The sequence below is a fragment of the Undibacterium sp. Di26W genome (assembly GCF_049340265.1).
GTDB lineage: Bacteria > Pseudomonadota > Gammaproteobacteria > Burkholderiales > Burkholderiaceae_D > Undibacterium.
In genome coordinates this window covers 47,080-64,873 of record NZ_JBMPOR010000005.1, presented here as the reverse complement: position 1 = coordinate 64,873, position 17,794 = coordinate 47,080, and the positions used below count along the sequence as shown (strand labels likewise).

Annotated in this window: 16 protein-coding genes and 2 tRNA genes; 13 read left to right on the top strand and 5 right to left on the bottom strand. The window is 52.3% G+C overall.

Features of this window, described 5'->3' with window-relative positions; all coding sequences use genetic code 11:
- Positions 1 to 6 precede the first annotated feature (6 nt).
- The 10 genes from ACO0LM_RS08130 to ACO0LM_RS08085 all read left to right on the top strand — a co-directional run bounded on the left by ACO0LM_RS08130 (position 7) and on the right by ACO0LM_RS08085 (position 10,071).
- The gene (locus ACO0LM_RS08130; RefSeq protein WP_423035963.1) at positions 7 to 663 is read left to right on the top strand and encodes a YfgM family protein; all 657 of its coding nucleotides are present in this window, start codon (positions 7 to 9) and stop codon (positions 661 to 663) included.
- Positions 664 to 675: 12 nt separating this feature from the next.
- Positions 676 to 1,833 carry an outer membrane protein assembly factor BamB gene (gene bamB, locus ACO0LM_RS08125; RefSeq protein WP_423035959.1) on the top strand — a complete coding sequence of 386 codons (1,158 nt, stop codon included), beginning with the start codon at positions 676 to 678 and terminating at the stop codon, positions 1,831 to 1,833.
- Positions 1,834 to 1,839: 6 nt separating this feature from the next.
- Positions 1,840 to 3,180: a ribosome biogenesis GTPase Der gene (gene der, locus ACO0LM_RS08120; protein ID WP_423035957.1), complete on the top strand. Its 1,341-nt coding sequence runs from the start codon at positions 1,840 to 1,842 to the stop codon at positions 3,178 to 3,180.
- Positions 3,181 to 3,331: 151 nt separating this feature from the next.
- Positions 3,332 to 3,568, top strand: a complete 237-nt coding sequence (gene hfq / locus ACO0LM_RS08115) for an RNA chaperone Hfq (protein ID WP_186946602.1) — start codon at positions 3,332 to 3,334, stop codon at positions 3,566 to 3,568.
- 35 nt (positions 3,569 to 3,603) lie between these two features.
- Positions 3,604 to 4,731: a GTPase HflX gene (hflX, locus tag ACO0LM_RS08110; RefSeq protein WP_422981107.1), complete on the top strand. Its 1,128-nt coding sequence runs from the start codon at positions 3,604 to 3,606 to the stop codon at positions 4,729 to 4,731.
- Between the two features lie 31 nt (positions 4,732 to 4,762).
- On the top strand, positions 4,763 to 6,043 hold the full coding sequence (hflK, locus tag ACO0LM_RS08105) for an FtsH protease activity modulator HflK (protein WP_423035955.1): 1,281 nt from the start codon (positions 4,763 to 4,765) through the stop codon (positions 6,041 to 6,043).
- Positions 6,044 to 6,946 (top strand): protease modulator HflC, encoded by a 903-nt coding sequence (gene hflC, locus ACO0LM_RS08100; protein ID WP_423035953.1) that lies wholly within the window; start codon positions 6,044 to 6,046, stop codon positions 6,944 to 6,946. It begins immediately after the preceding gene.
- 100 nt (positions 6,947 to 7,046) lie between these two features.
- Entirely contained in the window at positions 7,047 to 8,198 is a 1,152-nt protein-coding gene (locus ACO0LM_RS08095) for an ATP phosphoribosyltransferase regulatory subunit (protein ID WP_422981113.1), read from the top strand.
- Between the two features lie 3 nt (positions 8,199 to 8,201).
- Positions 8,202 to 9,515, top strand: coding sequence for an adenylosuccinate synthase (locus tag ACO0LM_RS08090; protein WP_423035951.1), 1,314 nt, complete (start codon positions 8,202 to 8,204; stop codon positions 9,513 to 9,515).
- A gap of 22 nt (positions 9,516 to 9,537) precedes the next feature.
- Positions 9,538 to 10,071, top strand: coding sequence for a phosphoribosyltransferase (locus ACO0LM_RS08085; RefSeq protein ID WP_423036358.1), 534 nt, complete (start codon positions 9,538 to 9,540; stop codon positions 10,069 to 10,071).
- Positions 10,072 to 10,258: 187 nt separating this feature from the next.
- On the opposite strand, the gene ACO0LM_RS08080 is transcribed toward ACO0LM_RS08085, so the two are convergent.
- Together ACO0LM_RS08080 and ACO0LM_RS08075 are read right to left on the bottom strand one after the other, a co-directional pair.
- Positions 10,259 to 10,343: transfer RNA gene (locus tag ACO0LM_RS08080), tRNA-Leu, on the bottom strand.
- A 249-nt stretch (positions 10,344 to 10,592) separates the two neighbouring features.
- Positions 10,593 to 10,677: transfer RNA gene (locus ACO0LM_RS08075), tRNA-Leu, on the bottom strand.
- Between the two features lie 159 nt (positions 10,678 to 10,836).
- Between ACO0LM_RS08075 and rnr the strand changes: the two genes are divergently transcribed.
- The 3 genes from rnr (at position 10,837) to cysE (ending at position 14,969) form a co-directional block, all read left to right on the top strand.
- Complete coding sequence (rnr, locus tag ACO0LM_RS08070) at positions 10,837 to 13,347, top strand: ribonuclease R (protein WP_423035949.1); 2,511 nt, start codon at positions 10,837 to 10,839, stop codon at positions 13,345 to 13,347.
- 21 nt (positions 13,348 to 13,368) lie between these two features.
- Positions 13,369 to 14,109: a 23S rRNA (guanosine(2251)-2'-O)-methyltransferase RlmB gene (rlmB, locus tag ACO0LM_RS08065; protein ID WP_422981119.1), complete on the top strand. Its 741-nt coding sequence runs from the start codon at positions 13,369 to 13,371 to the stop codon at positions 14,107 to 14,109.
- A 113-nt stretch (positions 14,110 to 14,222) separates the two neighbouring features.
- Positions 14,223 to 14,969 (top strand): serine O-acetyltransferase, encoded by a 747-nt coding sequence (gene cysE / locus ACO0LM_RS08060; protein WP_423035947.1) that lies wholly within the window; start codon positions 14,223 to 14,225, stop codon positions 14,967 to 14,969.
- A 65-nt stretch (positions 14,970 to 15,034) separates the two neighbouring features.
- Here cysE and ACO0LM_RS08055 read toward each other — a convergent pair whose 3' ends face one another.
- Genes ACO0LM_RS08055 through fliQ form a run of 3 tightly spaced genes read right to left on the bottom strand, consistent with a single transcriptional unit; the run spans position 15,035 to position 17,786 of the window.
- A complete protein-coding gene (locus ACO0LM_RS08055) occupies positions 15,035 to 16,645 on the bottom strand; it encodes an NAD(P)H-hydrate dehydratase (RefSeq protein ID WP_423035945.1) in 1,611 nt (536 codons plus the stop codon).
- A 6-nt stretch (positions 16,646 to 16,651) separates the two neighbouring features.
- Positions 16,652 to 17,482: a flagellar biosynthetic protein FliR gene (fliR, locus tag ACO0LM_RS08050; RefSeq protein WP_422981125.1), complete on the bottom strand. Its 831-nt coding sequence runs from the start codon at positions 17,480 to 17,482 to the stop codon at positions 16,652 to 16,654.
- 34 nt (positions 17,483 to 17,516) lie between these two features.
- On the bottom strand, positions 17,517 to 17,786 hold the full coding sequence (gene fliQ, locus ACO0LM_RS08045; protein ID WP_422981127.1) for a flagellar biosynthesis protein FliQ: 270 nt from the start codon (positions 17,784 to 17,786) through the stop codon (positions 17,517 to 17,519).
- Positions 17,787 to 17,794 lie beyond the last annotated feature (8 nt).

Sequence of the window (17,794 nt, the reverse complement as noted above, 5' to 3'; positions counted from 1 at the left end):
GACACTATGGCATACGATTTAGAAGAACAAGAGCAGTTAGACAGTCTGAAAGATAGCTGGAAAAAATACGGCAATATGGTGACATGGCTGGTGATCGTTTGTCTGGGTGGCTATGCTGCCTGGACATATTGGAACACCTATCAGGGTAACCAGTCGCTGCAGGCTTCGCAACTTTATGAAGAAATGCAAAAATCAGTGACTGCCAAGGACAATGCCAAAGTGCAGCGGGCTGCTGAGGATTTGAAAGAGAAGTTTCCACGCGCAGCATACGCCCCTATGGCGGCACTGGTCGCTGCCAAGAGCGCATTTGATGCCGGTGACCTGAAAGTCGCCAAAACCCAGTTGCAATGGGTGGCGGATACAGCAAAGGTGGATGAATACAAGGCGCTTGCCAAAATTCGTCTGGCTGGCATCGCACTGGATGAAAAAGCCTATGACGAAGGTCTGAAGCAATTGTCTGGCAGTTTCCCGGCAGAACTGGAAGCGGATGTACTCGATGCCAAGGGTGATATTTATGTTGCCCAGAACAATATCGCAGAAGCACGTACTGCCTACAAAGCTGCACTGGACAAGATGTCGGAAAAAAATCCGGGGCGTCAGTCTTTGCAAACCAAGCTGGATGCCGTTGGCGGTGCCGCTGAAACAAAAGTTGTTAGTAAATAACAGGAGCCATACATGCAATTTTCTGCCAAGCTGCTGGTTACGGCATCTGCACTTTTTGCCTTGAGTGGCTGTTCTACACTGTCATCCCTGAATCCTTTTTCTTCCAAATCAGAAAAAAACACCCCTGCGGTTCTGACGGAAATTAAAACCACGATGTCCATCAAGGCCAGCTGGACGGTGCCTGTCGGTGCTGCTGGCAATTACCTGTTTACGCCAGCTTCGGTAGCGCAGAACGTGTATGCCGCCGCCGCCGATGGCACGCTGGTCCGGCTTGAGGTGGCGAGTGGCCGCATAGTCTGGAAAATCAATGCAGGCATGCACCTGACTGCTGGTGTCGGGGCTGATGCAAACACGATTGCAGTGGTGGGTGAAAAAGGTCAGGTGCTGGCATTTGATCAGGATGGCAAGCTGCGCTGGAAGGCACCAGGCACGAATGAAATATTGTCTGCACCTGCAGTCGGCCAGGGCCTGGTCGTGGTACGCAGTATTGACAACAAGATATCTGCGTATGATGTCAATACCGGCGAACGCAAATGGTCAGTAGAAAGACCTTTGCCGCCTTTGACCTTGCGTCTGGCACCTGGGATCGTGATCACAGAACAACAGGTACTTGTGGCATTGCCAGGTGGACGCATGTCTTCACTGGCATTGAATAACGGTGGCCTGCGCTGGGAAGCCGTGGTTGGTGAACCGAAAGGCGCGACCGAACTGGAGCGCGTAGCCGACGTATCCGGGATTCCGGTGATCATGGGTCGTGACGTATGTGCCAGCTCCTTCCAGGGCCGTGTAGCCTGTTTTGACGTGTCTACAGGCGCTTTGCGCTGGAACAAGAACTTGTCCAGCGAGGTTGGTGTCAGTGTTGACGAGCGTTTCGTCTTCGCGGCTGATGTCAATGGCGCAGTCAATGCCTATGCCCGCACTGGTGGTACCAGTGCGTGGCGTAATGATAAATTGAGTAACCGTCGTTTATCTGCCCCCATTTCATACGACCGCGCAGTAGCGGTGGGTGACATGGCAGGTTATGTCCACTTCCTGTCAAGGGAAGATGGTTCGTTCATAGGACGGGTAACTACCGATGGTAGTCAGATTTTAGCAGCACCGCTGGTGGTGGATGCTAAACTGATCGTCCAAACAAAATCAGGATCAGTGGTTGCGCTTGCACCCGAGTAATAAATAATGAAGCCGGTTATCGCACTTATAGGCCGACCTAATGTCGGCAAATCCACGCTGTTCAATCGGCTTACCCGTTCTCGTGATGCTTTGGTAGCAGACTTGCCAGGTTTGACGAGAGACCGCCATTACGGTGAAGGCCGTGTTGGTGAACGTCCTTTCCTGGTGATTGATACAGGCGGTTTCGAGCCTGTTGCCAAGGAAGGCATCATGCATGAAATGGCCAAACAGACCAAGCAGGCCGTGGCTGAGGCCGATGTTGTCGTGTTTATTGTCGATGGCCGTCAGGGCCTGACGCCGCATGACAAGACCATCACCGATTTCCTGAGGAAGTCTGGTCGTTCTGTCATGTTGGTGGTCAACAAGGCCGAGGGCATGAAATACACCTCGGTGACTGCCGACTTTTACGAGCTGGGCCTGGGTGATCCATATGTGATTTCCTCTGCCCACGGCGATGGTGTGACTGATCTGGTCGAAGAGATGATGGACATCGCGTTTGCGCAACGTCCGCCAGAAGTGGAAGAGCCTGAACCGAATGTCAGGGGTATCAGGATTGCCATCGTTGGCCGCCCCAATGTCGGTAAATCGACGCTGGTGAACACCTTGCTGGGTGAAGAGCGCGTAATCGCCTTCGATATGCCGGGTACTACCCGTGATTCCATCGAAATTCCTTTCGAGCGTGAGGGCAAGCATTATTCCCTGATTGATACCGCCGGCATTCGCCGACGTGGCAAGGTGTTTGAAGCGATAGAGAAATTTTCGGTGGTGAAAACCCTGCAATCGGTGTCAGAAGCCAATGTTGTCTTGCTGCTGCTGGATGCGCAGCAGGATATTTCAGAGCAAGATGCCCATATCGCCGGCTTTATTCTGGAATCCGGTCGTGCGCTGGTGGTTGGCGTGAACAAATGGGATGGACTGCAGAGTGACAGACGGGATGAAATCAAGTTGGATATTGAGCGCAAGCTGAATTTCCTGACGTTCGCCAAGTTCCACTTTATCTCTGCACTGAAATCGACCGGTATCGGCCCTTTGATGAAATCGATAGATGCTGCCTATGAAGCGGCGATGTGTAATTTGTCGACACCAAAACTGACCCGTGCCCTGATCGAAGCAGTAGAGCACCAGCAACCGAAGCGCAAGGGTTCGATCCGGCCAAAATTGCGTTATGCGCATCAGGGCGGACAAAATCCACCTATTATTGTTATTCATGGCAACGCACTGGAAGCAGTGGGTGATGTGTACAAGCGTTACCTTGAAAAACATTTCCGTGAAACTTTTTCTCTCACGGGGACTCCATTAAGGATAGAAATGCGATCGGGCAAAAATCCGTTCGACAAATCAAAATAATGGAAATAACGCCAGTTCCGATAAAAATTTGGTGCTGGATAGGCAATAAAGATAAAAATAGATTACATTACTTTGTAATCAACTTCTTGGATTACTTGTATTTTGCCAAGTAGTCCCCAACTCCTGATCACAACAACACAATGGAGCTGTTATGAGTAATAAAGGGCAACTACTACAAGACCCGTTTCTGAACGCATTGCGTAAAGAACACATCCCTGTATCAATTTATCTGGTCAATGGCATCAAGCTGCAAGGCCATATTGAATCATTTGACCAGTATGTCGTGCTGCTGCGTAATACAGTGACACAAATGGTCTACAAACATGCTATTTCGACTGTTGTACCAGCACGTGCAGTCAGCATCAACACCGAGTCTGAAGCAGAGTAATATTTGAACGCTGAATCATTGGAAAGAAGTCGTCTATGCGCGCCGCTCTAGTCGGTGTGGATTTTGGCAAAGACGACTTTGCCGCTAGTTTAGAAGAATTGTCTTTGCTCTCGCAATCTGCGGGGGCGGAGCCGGTTACAACCATCACTTGCAAGCGGGCAAGCCCTGATGCTGCGTTTTTTGTCGGCTCCGGCAAGGCGGATGAGATAGCACATGCTGTCGCTGATGCCGCGCTGGAGATTGTGATTTTTAATCACGCATTGTCACCAGCCCAGCAAAGAAATCTTGAACGTCATATGAAAGTCAGGGTGGTAGACCGTACCAGCCTGATTCTCGATATTTTCGCCCAGCGTGCCCACAGTCACGAAGGCAAGGTGCAGGTGGAGTTGGCTCAGTTGCAACATCTGGCAACGCGCCTCATACGCGGCTGGACCCATCTGGAACGACAAAAGGGTGGTATCGGCTTGCGTGGTCCGGGTGAGACGCAGTTGGAAACAGATCGCCGCCTGTTGGGTGAGCGGGTGAAAATGCTGAAGCAGAAGCTGGAAAAACTGCACAAGCAGCGTGAAACCCAGCGTCGCTCAAGAGGTCGCAGCAATACCTTGTCGGTTTCCCTGGTTGGTTATACCAATGCCGGGAAATCAACTTTATTTAATACCCTGACCAAGGCTGGTGCCTATGCAGCCGACCAGTTATTTGCGACTTTGGATACGACATCCCGTCGCCTTTATCTGGGAGATGCCGGTAGTGTGGTAATTTCGGATACGGTAGGCTTTATTCGTGAGCTGCCCCACCAACTGGTTGCCGCATTTCGTGCCACACTGGAAGAAACCATACATGCCGACCTGCTTTTGCATGTCGTGGATGCCGGTAGTCCGGTAAGATTCGACCAGATACAGCAAGTGAATGAAGTATTGAAAGAAATCGGTGCCGATCATATTCCGCAGATGCTGGTCTGGAACAAGATAGACCTTGCGGGTATAGAACCATCGGTTGACCTTGATGAGTGTGATAAAATCCAACGGGTTTTTTTGAGTGCCCGGACTGGGGCAGGGATCAGTTTGTTGCGTGAATCGATAGCTCAATTCGCGCTGGAAAAAGCGTCAGCTTCGGGGCAGGCCGTATTGCCGGAAGATAATGACGCACGCTTTAATCTTCAGTAGTCCAACCCACTATTCATTGGATAGCGACAGAATGCTTGTTTCACTTCTCAAAAGAATTGGTTTGACCATGTCGTTGAACGACCCTCAATGGGGACGTGGTTCACAAAACAATAATCAGAATAATAATAACAATAAAAAGCCGCCTGAAGGGCCGCCTGATCTCGATCAGCTATGGAAAGACTTTAGCCAGAAGCTGAGTCGTCTGCTGGGCCAAAAAGGCAATGGCGGTGATAATAACGGCGGGTTTTCGCCTGACTCTTCCGGTGCCAAAATAGGCGCTTCACTGATTGTTGGTATTTTTGTCATGATCTGGCTGGCTAGTGGCTTTTTCATCGTGCAGGAAGGCCAGACGGCTGTCATCACGACCTTCGGCAAATTAAGCCATCAAACCTCCGCCGGTTTCAACTGGCGCTGGCCTTACCCTATCCAGGGCCATGAAATCGTCAATGTGTCCCAGGTACGCACCATTGAAGTCGGCTATCGTTCAAATGTGAAGAACAAGCAGGCCCGTGAATCCCTGATGCTGACTGATGACGAAAATATCGTTGATATTCAATTTGCAGTTCAATATAAATTAAATAACGCGGCTGACTGGCTGTACAACAACCGTGATCAGGAAGACATGATACGTCAGGTCGCCGAGACTGCCGTGCGCGAAATCGTCGGTAAAAACAAGATGGATTTCGTCTTGTATGAAGGCCGTGAAAAAGTCGCGCTGGATGTCAGCAGCAGCATGCAGAAAATCCTGGATGTGTATACCGCTGGTGTGCAGATCACCAATGTGACCATGCAGGGCGTGCAGCCGCCAGAGCAAGTCCAGACGGCATTTGATGATGCCGTCAAGGCAGGGCAGGACAAGGAACGTCAAAAGAATGAAGGCCAGGCGTATGCCAATGACGTGATTCCCAAGGCGCGCGGCGAAGCATCCCGTTTGCTGCTGGATGCAGAAGCCTACAAGTCGCGTATCGTGGCCAATGCTGAAGGTAATGCCTCGCGCTTCAAGCAGGTGTTGACCGAATACCAGAAAGCGCCGGGTGTCACCCGTGACCGCATGTATCTGGAAACCATGCAACAGATTTTTGCCAGCACCAGCAAGGTGATGGTGGATACCAAATCCGGCAATAACATGCTGTATTTGCCGATAGACAAAATGATGGCACCCTCTGATTCGTCCGCTGGCAAAGCAGCAGCAACAGCGACCGTGCAGCCAACGGCACCTTCTGCCGAACAGATTCCTACTGTGGAGATGCGTTACAGCAAAGATGGAAGATCAAGAGATACCCGCGACTCTCGTGACAGGGAGGTACGATAAATGAATAAGCTCATTTCTGTCATTGTTGCCCTGCTTGCAGCTATTCTGGTAGCGTATTCCACCATCTTCGTGGTTGACCAGCGCTCACACGCGATTGTTTTTGCTTTGGGTGAAGTACGTTCTGTCATCAGCGAACCCGGCTTGCATTTCAAATTGCCGCCACCATTCCAGAACGTGCTGTTCCTGGACAAACGGGTATTGACTATTGATTCTCCTGAAGCTGATCGTTTCATTACCGCTGAAAAGAAAAATATCCTGGTCGATTCCTATGTCAAATGGCGCATCAAGGAACCGAAATTGTATTACGTCAGCTTTAATGGTGAAGAACGCCGCGCCACGGACCGCATGTCGCAGATCGTCAAGGCGGCCCTGAATGATGAAATCACCAAGCGTACCGTGCGTGAAGTGATTTCTGGTGAACGTGGCAATGTCATGGATGCAATCAAGAAAAAAGTCGCAGAAGAATCGAAGCAGATAGGCGTGGAAATTCTGGATGTGCGTTTGAAGCGGGTTGATTATGTTGAACAGATCAATAATTCCGTGTATGACCGCATGAAGGCAGAGCGTACCCGTGTTGCCAATGAATTGCGCTCAACTGGTGCTGCCGATTCCGAGCAGATTCGTGCGGATGCTGACAAACAAAGAACAGTGATACTGGCAGAAGCCTTCCGCGAAGCAGAAAAAATGCGTGGTGCCGGTGATGCTGAAGCGTCGCAGATCTATGCGCAGGCGTTTGGGCAAAATCCTGAGTTCTACAAGTTTTATCGTAGCCTGGAAGCCTATCGCAACAGCTTCAAGAATAAGAGTGATGTGTTAGTAGTTGATCCTAACTCAGACTTTTTCAAATACTTTAAAGGCTCTGGTGCTTCTGGCGGTAGTGCGCCTGCAGTAAAAGGCAAGTAATTTATTCGTTTTCTCGACAGCGATCTGCACCTCAAGGTGCAGGTCGCTGTTTGTCGGATTGGCCAAGCCAAAAACTTTTTGTTTTTTTACATAATTCCCCATGCCAAATTGGCTTTTACCTGAAAATATTGCGGATATCTTGCCCTCTGAAGCGCGCAAGATAGAAGAGCTGCGCCGCGCCTTGCTGGATCACTTCCGTTTGTTCGGTTACGAAATGGTGATGCCGCCTTTGCTGGAATACATAGAATCCTTGCTGACCGGGGCCGGGCAGGACACCGACCTGCGTACCTTCAAGCTGGTGGACCAGATGTCAGGCCGTACCATGGGCCTGCGCTCGGATATGACGACCCAGGTCGCCCGTATTGACGCCCATTTGCTGAACCGCCGTTCTGTCACGCGCCTGTGCTATGCCGGCAGCGTGTTGCAGACCAGGCCGTCTGGCCTGCATGCCACGCGCGAGCCTTTGCAGATCGGTGCCGAGATTTATGGCCATGCCGGCCTCGAGGCTGATGCTGAAATCCAGGAACTGGTACTGGGTTGCCTGGCGCTGGCAAATATCCGTGATGTGCGCCTGGATCTGTGCCATGTGGGCGTCTTGCGTACATTGCTGGCGGCAGATCCGCTGGCCAAGGCACAGGAAAACACCCTGTTCGCCCTGCTGGAAGCAAAAGACCTGCCGAGCATAGACAAGCTGAGCCAGAATTTTTCTGCCGAAGTCAGGGGAGCCTTGCTGGCTTTGCCTGGCCTGTACGGCGATGCGTCCGTGATTGCCAAAGCACGTTCTGTCTTGCCAGCCATGAAGGGCATTGATGTGGCGCTGGATGAGCTGGACTATCTGGTCAATCTGACCGGTGGTGCCCATGTCACCATCGACCTGGCAGATTTGCGCGGCTACCACTATCACAGTGGCGTTATGTTCAACGTATTTGTGCCTGGTTTGCCGAATGCTGTCGCACGTGGCGGGCGTTATGATCACGTTGGCGAGGCTTTTGGCCGTCTGCGACCTGCCACTGGCTTTTCTCTGGATTTGCGTGAGCTGGCACGTCTGCTGCCTACTGCCGAAAGAAAAGGGGCGATACGCGCACCCTGGGGTAGTGAGCAGCTCTTGCGCGAGAAAATTGCCCAATTGCGTAGCGAAGGCGAGATCGTGATTCAAAGCATGCCCGGACACGAGAGTGAACAAGACGAATTTGATTGCAATCGTGCACTCACTTTCGATGGTGGTAAATGGATTCTTCAAAATGTAGGTTGAGTGATGACACAAACTAAAATTGCAAAAAACGTTGTTGTAATCGGCACCCAGTGGGGCGATGAAGGCAAAGGGAAAATCGTTGACTGGCTGACCGATCACGCACAAGGCGTGGTGCGCTTTCAGGGCGGACACAATGCCGGCCATACACTGGTGATAGGTGGCCAAAAGACAGCCTTGCAACTGATACCTTCCGGTATCATGCGTGCCGGCGTTGCCTGCTATATTGGCAATGGCGTGGTGTTGTCCGTGCCTGACCTGTTGAGGGAAATTGACAAGCTGCAGGCAAATGGCGTGGAAGTGGTATCGCGTCTGAAAATTTCGGAAGCCTGCCCAGTCATCCTGCCTTACCACACTGCACTCGATGCCGCGCGTGAAATTGCCCGTGGCGCTGCCAAGATCGGTACCACTGGCAAGGGCATAGGCCCGGCCTATGAAGATAAAGTGGCACGTCGTGCGATCCGTGTCGCGGATTTGCTCAATGAAGAACGCTTTGCAGAAAAGCTGCGTGATAATCTCGATTATCACAATTTTGTGCTGACCAATTATCTCAAGGCGCCGGCTGTTGACTTCCAGAAAACCCTGGACGACACACTAGCCAATGTGCCGCGTATCCGCCCTATGGTGGCCGACGTGTCGAGCGCCCTGTATGCAGCCCACAAGGCAGGCGCCAGCCTGTTGTTTGAAGGTGCGCAAGGTAGCTTGCTGGACGTTGATCACGGCACCTATCCTTTCGTGACTTCCAGTAACTGTGTAGCCGGTAATGCCGCTGCCGGTTCTGGTGTCGGCCCCAATATGCTGCATTACATCCTGGGTATTACCAAGGCTTACACCACCCGTGTCGGTTCCGGTCCTTTCCCGTCTGAACTGCCAACGGACGCCGGTGTCGGCAAGCATCTGGCCAGTGTTGGCCATGAGTTTGGTACCGTTACCGGGCGTGCGCGTCGTTGCGGCTGGTTTGATGCAGCCTTGTTGAAACGCTCGGTGCAGATCAATGGTGTTTCCGGCATGTGCCTGACCAAGCTGGACGTACTCGATGGCGTGGAAACGCTGCGCCTGTGTACTGGTTATAAAGTGGATGGCAAAGTCGTTGACATCTTCCCGGTCGGCGCTGAAGAAGCGGCGCGCTGCGAAGCCATTTATGAAGAAATGCCAGGTTGGACCGAGACCACGGTCGGTGCCAAGAGCATGGATGCCTTGCCCGTCAACGCCCGCAACTATATCCTGCGGATTCAGGAACTGGTCGGTGTTCCGGTCGATATGGTATCTACCGGGCCGGATCGTGAAGAAACGATCGTTTTAAGGCATCCATTTATTTAAGAAGGAAAATAAGAATATGAATATGCCCGCATCAACAGACAAGGATTTATGGGTTTCCTGGGAAGCCTATCATCGCTCCATCGAACAACTGGCCTTGAAAGTGCATGAAACCGGTTGGAAATTTGACCAGGTACTGTGCCTGGCGCGTGGTGGTTTGCGTCCAGGTGATATTTTCTCGCGTATTTTTGATGTGCCGCTGGCGATATTGTCGACCAGTTCCTATCGTGAAGAATCCGGCACCGTGCAGGGCGCGCTGGACATCGGCAAGTATATCTCCATGACCAGAGGCGCTTTGGAAGGCCGTGTGCTGGTAGTGGATGATCTGGTTGATTCTGGCGTGACACTGGAGAAGGTGCTGGTGCATTTACGCGAGAATTTCCCGGCAGTGACTGAAGTCAAGTCGGCTGTTATCTGGTACAAGGCATGTTCATCCGTGGCGCCGGACTATTATCTCGAACATCTGGCGAGCAATCCATGGATACATCAACCTTTTGAAGAATATGACAGTATCAGACCACATCAGTTGAATGCCTGGCTGAAAAAAGGCGCGAAGTAAGCGTATCCAGAGACGGAAGCATAGGCTTCCGTTTTTTTATGCGCGCCTTGACGGAAGTGCAGATGGCGATGCTTGATAGTGGTGCGGGAATGCAGGGCAATGCGGATAAAGAAGCTGATAAATAAGTCGGAAAAAATAAGCCGGAAATGAAAAAGCCCGCTGACGAATCAGCGGGCTCTCAAATCGGTGGTGCCCACGGAGGGACTCGAACCCCCACACCCGAAGGCACATGGACCTGAACCATGCGCGTCTACCAATTCCGCCACGTGGGCAACGAAGGCGTAATTATAGAGCATTTGCGGTATTTTGGGTGAGTATTTCAAAACGAAATTGAAACCACGCAAATCGACTGGGATTGATTTCTGTAGGGATGGAAAAAATGCCATGAACAATGGCAAAATCAGGGATGATGAAGTGCAGTGGCCAACACAGCGGCAAAAACGGCAGCGGGAAAAACAGGAAATGCGGGCGATAGCGGAAATGAAAAAGCCCGCTGACGAATCAGCGGGCTCTCAATTTGGTGGTGCCCACGGAGGGACTCGAACCCCCACACCCGAAGGCACATGGACCTGAACCATGCGCGTCTACCAATTCCGCCACGTGGGCAACGGAGAACAACATTATAAATTAATACGGGGATTTGTCAAGACGCGTGTCTTGATGAATACAAGAATTGTTAGGCGAAAGAGGTTTGCTCCGGTAAACTAATGCCTGACTATGGTTCTGGCACAGGCCAGATTAACATTTAAAGAAGAAATATAAGATTTGAATAAGCATTTATACCCCATTCCCAGCCGCGAAGAGATACTGGGCGTTCTACGTACTAACAAGGCAAAAATGACGGCCTCCGCCATTGCGGACGGGTTGTCGGTTAAACCTGAGGAGTTAGATGGCATGACACGACGATTAAACGCGATGGAAAGGGATGGGCAGATCAAAGTGGACAAAGGTGGAAGTTACACCATCGCCAATCAAGACAATTTCATCAGCGGAAAAGTCAGCAGCCATCGTGAAGGTTATGGTTTCCTGATACCGGATGACGGTAGCGAAGACTTGTTTTTGCCAGAACGTGAAATGCAGAAAGTACTGCATGGTGACCGTGTCATGGCACGCGTGGTCGGCACGGACCGGCGTGGCAGGCTGGAAGGTGGCATCCTGGAAATCCTGGAAAGAGCCAATACCCATGTCATCGGGCGTCTGCTGAATGAAAACGGGGTCTGGATCGTTGCGCCTGAAGACAAACGCTTCAGCCAGGACATTCTGCTGACCGGTGCACCCGGCAAGGCAAAAGCCGGCCAGGTTGTCAGCGTCGAGTTGACCGAGCAACCCACTCGTTATGCACAGCCGGTAGGCAGGATTGTTGAAGTGCTGGGTGATGTCGATGATCCCGGTATGGAAATCGAAATCGCGGTCAGGAAATTTGGGGTGCCGCATGAGTTTTCTGAAGCAGTCAAAAAGGCCTCAGCGAAACTGCCGTCCGAAGTGCGTGACGTCGATCTGAATGACAGGGTAGACCTGCGTGATATCCCGCTGGTGACCATTGACGGTGAAGATGCGCGTGACTTTGATGATGCCGTGTATTGCGAGCCCATCAAGATCGGCCGTAGCAGAGGACACCGCCTGATCGTGGCGATTGCCGATGTCAGTCACTATGTTCACCCTAACGATGTATTGGATGAAGAAGCGCTATTGCGCAGTACATCCGTATATTTCCCGCGTCGCGTCATCCCCATGTTGCCGGAACGCCTGTCGAATGGACTGTGTTCGCTCAATCCTGACGTTGATCGTTTGACGCTGGTTTGCGACATGGTCATTACTCAGGATGGTGAAGTCACTGCCTACCAGTTTTATCCGGCAGTCATGCATTCGGCAGCGCGTTTCACGTATACCGAAGTGGCGGCCATCCTGGGTAACACCAAGGGCCCGGAAGCAGGCAAGCGCCTGACGCTGGTGCCGCATCTGTTGCATCTGTATGAAGTCTTCCAGTCATTGCTGAAGGCACGCCAGGTGCGTGGTGCGATCGATTTTGAAACGACAGAAACCTATATCGTTTGCAACCCGTCCGGCAAGATAGAAAAAATCCTGCCACGTACACGCAATGATGCACACAAGCTGATAGAAGAATGCATGCTGGCAGCCAATGTCTGTGCTGCCAATTTGCTGGAAACCTATAAGCATCCTGGCACGTATCGCATCCATGCCGGCCCTACCAAAGAAAAACTGACCCAGGTCAGGAATTTCCTGAAGCAGGTTGGCTTGTTCCTCAACGGTGGCGATTCGCCGTCGGCATCTGACTATGCCGAGTTGATGAAAAAAATCAAAGGCAGGCCAGACGCACCGCTGTTGCAGACCATGTTGCTGCGGTCCATGCAGCAGGCCGTATACAGTCCGGATAATATCGGCCACTTTGGCTTGTCGTATGATGCCTATGCGCATTTCACCAGCCCGATACGCCGTTACCCCGATCTGCTGACGCACCGGGCCATCAAGGCCATCTTGCAGGGACGTAAATACGAACCCAAAGGCATAGACCTGAGCCTGTTGAATACCACCGTATCCAACGCCGCCCGCAAGCAAATGGTTGCTGACAAGGCTGCCGGCAAGAAGAAAGTCGAAAAAGACCTGACCATCTGGGACGCACTCGGCGTACATTGCTCTGCCAACGAAAGACGGGCAGATGAAGCATCACGTGATGTGGAAGCCTGGCTGAAATGTTATTTCATCCGCGGCAAACTGGGTGAAGAGTTTACCGGCATGATCACCGGTGTCACCCAGTTCGGTATTTTTGTGCAACTCGACGAGATTTATATCGAAGGCCTGGTGCATGTGACTGAACTCGGTGCAGATTACTTCCAGTTCGATGATGCACGTCATGAATTGCGTGGCGAACGCACAGGCAAGCGTTATCAACTGACGGATAAAGTCAGGGTACAGGTAAGCCGGGTTGACCTGGATGCCAGGAAAATTGACCTGAGCATCGTGCAGCCGGCATCCAGCAAATTGCCTGGTGGACCAGGCGAGCAAAGAAGTGTCGGCACGACAGAAAAAGGCCGCAAAAATTCTACCAATACAAGAAAACCCGCTTTGGAGCCGGAAGAAAAATTAGCACCTGTTTTTTCCAAGGCGACCAAAACCACGGCCGTAAAAAAGGGAAGTGTAAAAGCAAGTGAAGACAGTTTTTCTGGGGGACGTCGCCAGAAATCTGCTGCTGCACCTGCCAGTGCCAAGAAAAAAACCACCGGCACTGCAGGCAAGGCTGCAAAGAAAAGACGTTAGTAGATAATTGAAAAGAACAAGATGAAAAGTAAAATGATATTTGGCTTCCATGCGGTGACTTCACGTATCCGCCATGAAGCCTCTTCTGTCGACGAGATTTATGTCGACTCCGCCCGTGTGGACAGACGCATGCAGGATTTGCTGAGTACCGCAAAAACTGCCGGCGTGCGCATTATCCTGACAGATGACCAACGTCTCAGCAATATCGTCGGTACGCGCCGTCATCAGGGTGTGGTGGCGAAAGCCAGTGAACTGTCACTGGCCCGTAATCTGGATGAATTGCTGGATGCCATCGATGGCCCGCCTTTGTTGCTGGTACTCGATGGCATTACTGATCCGCACAACCTGGGTGCCTGCCTGCGGGTTGCTGATGGTGCCGGTGCGCATGCCGTGATCGCCCCCAAGGACAGGGCCGTAGGTTTGAATGCAACTGCCGCCAAAGTCGCCAGCGGTGCAGCTGAAACCGTACCCTATATTACCGTGACCAATCTGGCCCGCACCCTGCGTGAATTGAAAGAACGGGACATCTTGCTGGTCGGCACGACCGACGAAGTGGAAAAGAATATCTACGATGTGGACTTTAAAACGGGTGCCGCCATCGTCATGGGTTCTGAAGGTGAAGGCATGCGTCGCCTGACCCGTGAAACCTGCGATGTGCTGGTCAGTGTTCCCATGTTTGGTTCTGTTGAAAGCCTGAACGTGTCTGTGGCTTCCGGCGTGTGCCTGTATGAAGCGCGTCGCCAGCGTCTGGTAAGAAGCTGAAGCTGCAACTCCAGGTTTGCTGCCCGCCATTCCCTGGCGGGCATTAGGGGCTCTCCACGGGCCTTTGTGAAATACGCTACTATCTAGCTCCCGCCAGAACATTTTTAAAATCCATGTTTAGCCGCTTAAGAGAAGATATCGCAAGTATCATCAAAAAAGATCCCGCAGCCCGCAATGCCTGGGAGGTGATCACTTGTTATCCTGGTTTTCAGGCGATTCTCATGCATGGATGGGCACAGTGGTGCTGGACGCGCGGCATGAAGTGGCTGGGACGTTTTATTTCCCATATCGCCAGGGTATTGACTGGCATAGAGATACATCCGGGAGCCAAGCTGGGCCGCAGGGTATTTATCGACCATGGCTTTGGCGTGGTGATAGGGGAAACGGCAGAAATCGGCGACGATTGCACGATTTATCAGGGCGTGACACTGGGTGGTACTTCTTTATCCAGAGGTGCCAAGCGCCATCCTACGCTGGAGACGGGTGTCATCGTTGGTGCTGGTGCCAAGGTGCTGGGTGGTTTTACCATAGGTGCAGGCGCTAAAATCGGTTCCAATTCCGTGGTACTGAAACCCATACCTGCGGGTGCCACGGCGGTTGGTAATCCGGCCCATATCATCAAGAAAGAAGTGGCATCGGCAGATTCCGAAGCGGCGCAATTATTTACTGCCTATGGCGTGACGCAGAATAGTGATGACCCTATTTCCAAGGTATTGCACAAGCTGATAGATCATGCCGCATCCCAGCAGGAGCAGATAGAAAAACTGTCGGCAGCACTGTCTGGTGCAGGTATCGTTTGTGATGCGGCACAAAAAGCTGAGAAACTCAATCCCGAACAGATCAATAGCCTGGTTGATTGATCAGATTTCTTGATCAGACTTCTTGATCAGGCTTTTTGATCAGGCTTTTTGATCAGTTTTTTTGGTCAAGCCATTACCAGTCGGTTCAGGTTTTTTCTGATGACCGGCAGCAATTCACTGGCAGTCAAACCTATGGGGCCAATCCCTTGCGCCACCAGTTCATCTGCCGCGTAACCGTGCACCCAGACAGCAATTCTTGCTGCTTCTGTGGCAGTGCAGCCCTGTGCCAGTAAAGCGCCGGTGACACCAGCCAATACATCCCCGGTGCCGCCGCTGGCCAGTGCCGGGTTGCCGCTGGTGTTGATGAACAAATTCTCATTTGCTTCACAAATGATGCTGCCCGATCCTTTCAATACGACAACGGCATTCAATTGCTGCGCCAGTTTGCGCGCCGCAAGCAGACGGTCTGCCTGTACCTCGGTCACATCTTGCTGTAACAACCGGGCGGCTTCCAGCGGGTGCGGGGTAAGCAAGCTGGCTGCAGTCCTGGCTGCCAATAGTCGGGCAAGCGTCTGGTCTGCGGCGATCAGGTTCAGTGCATCGGCATCGACCACCAGGGTCTGGGCGGTATTGATGGCCCGGGTCAGCAAAGCCTGTACGGATGCCGACATGCCTAGCCCAGGGCCGATGACGACATGACGGTGATTAAAATCCAGTTCTTGCGGAAGGCGAAACATGATTTCCGGGTGTAGGCTGTCATACGGTGGTGGCGGTGGTGCTAGCGGTGCTAATGGTGCTGCATCAGGAATGCCGCAATAAATGCGTCCGGCACCAGAAAATTGGGCCGCCCTGGCCGCGAGGATGGCGGCACCCACCATGCCGCTGGCACCCCCTATGACGACGACATCACCGTAACTGCCTTTGTGGCTGTTTTGTTGGCGCGGCTGCAGTATGGCTTGCAGGGATTTTGCAGTATTCAAGCGGGCCCTGATGGGCGGGAAAAAATTCGCGGGAATATCCAGTGTTGCCACGCTGACCTGACCAGCATAATCTCGCCCTGCGCCGGTATGCAGGCCCGGTTTATTGCCGATGAAGCTGATGGTATGCGTTGCGCAAATAGCGCTGCCATCAACACCGGTAACTTGTCCTGTATCGGCATTCAAACCGCTGGGCACATCCAGTGCCAGCAACGGGATTACAGTCTCTGCAGCAAGCTTGTTGATGTCACGTATCAGACTGGCGATGTTGCCTGCGGGCGCGCGTTTCAGGCCTATGCCAAACAGGCCATCGATGATCAGTGCCCAATCGGCAGGCAAGGTCGCCAGACTGGCTGCATCGATCCATTGCACCTTGTGCTCCTGCGCTTTGTGCAGGCTGGACAGGGCATCGCTGGAATAATTTACCGCATCACCACATTGCACGACATACACCGCATGGCCACGTGCCGATAAAATCGCAGCGACTTCGAAGGCATCGCCGCCATTATTGCCAGGGCCAGCCAATATCAGGACTTTCAGGATTTTTGCTGGTGCCTGGACAGGTGGCGGCGCATGTGACTGAACGAGTAGTTCCGTGGCCAGATTAGCGGCGGCCAATCCGGCTTTCTGCATCAGCGATAAAGTATCTTGATTGCCTTGATCTAGTTGCGTGGCCAGGGCATGTGTCTCTATCGCGCGAATTTCTGCCACGCTGTACAGGCAATTCAGCCTGTCATCCTGATTGCCCATGGTTTGCATAATGGTCTATTTGGGTTGGAGGGCTGGTGGCAAGGTCGAAGGTTTGGCAGGTGGCTGAACATTCGGCTGGCCCACTGCCTGCATGGCTTCTATGCCTTGCTGAAACAGGTTTTCCAGCGGCACCAGCAGATACGGCAGGATCAGCGCCAGCATTAAAAAGCCGACGCCTATGGTAATCGGGAAGCCGATACCGAATAAATTCAGCTGCGGGGCGGCACGTGTCAGTATGCCCAATGCCACGTTGGTGACCAGCAAGGCGGCCACAATGGGCAGGGATAAGTGCATCCCCACACTGAAAATCTGCTCACCCCATAGTGCCATTTTCTGATAATTCAGCCCGGTCTGAAAAGTGGTTGAAATCGGTATGGTCTGGAAGCTTTCAACCAGCGTGGCCAGCATGGAAAGGTGCACATTCGCAGTCAGCATGAGCAGGGTGGCTGTCAGCACCAGAAACTGGGCGATTGCCGAGGAACGCCCCTGTGTCTGCGGATCAAAGAATGTGGCAAAACCCAGGCCCATGGTCAGGCCCGCTACCTCGCCTGCCATTTCTATGGCAGAAAACACGACGCGCATGACAAAACCCATGCCCATGCCGATGATCAATTGCTGTGACAGCACCAGTATGCCATTCAGCGATACCGGATCCAGTGCGGGAACGGCGGGCAGGGTGGGGGCAACGATCAGTGACAGCACGATGCCCAGCGCCAGCTTGATCTGCACCGGGATGGTATTGTTGCCGAAAGGCGGGGCAACAGCAATCATGCCCAGTATCCGGGTCAGCGGCCAGATAAAAGAATTGATCAGTGCGATCAGTTCATTGCTGGAAAAGGAAATCATGGGTGTGACATGTCAGCGTGATTGGTGCTGGCAGCTATCCCGCCATGGTTGCGATACTGGTAAACATCTGGCGCATGTAATCCGTCAGTATGGTCAGCATCCAGGGTCCGGCGATAATCAGGGTGACAAAGATACCTATCAGCTTGGGAATGAAAGACAAGGTGGTTTCATTGATCTGGGTGGCGGCCTGAAAAATACTGACGATCAAACCTATGCCCAGTGCTACCAGCAGTAAAGGGGCCGAAACCATCAGGGTCACTTCCATGGCCTGGCGGCCGAGTGTCATTACGCTATCCGGGGTCATAATTAGCC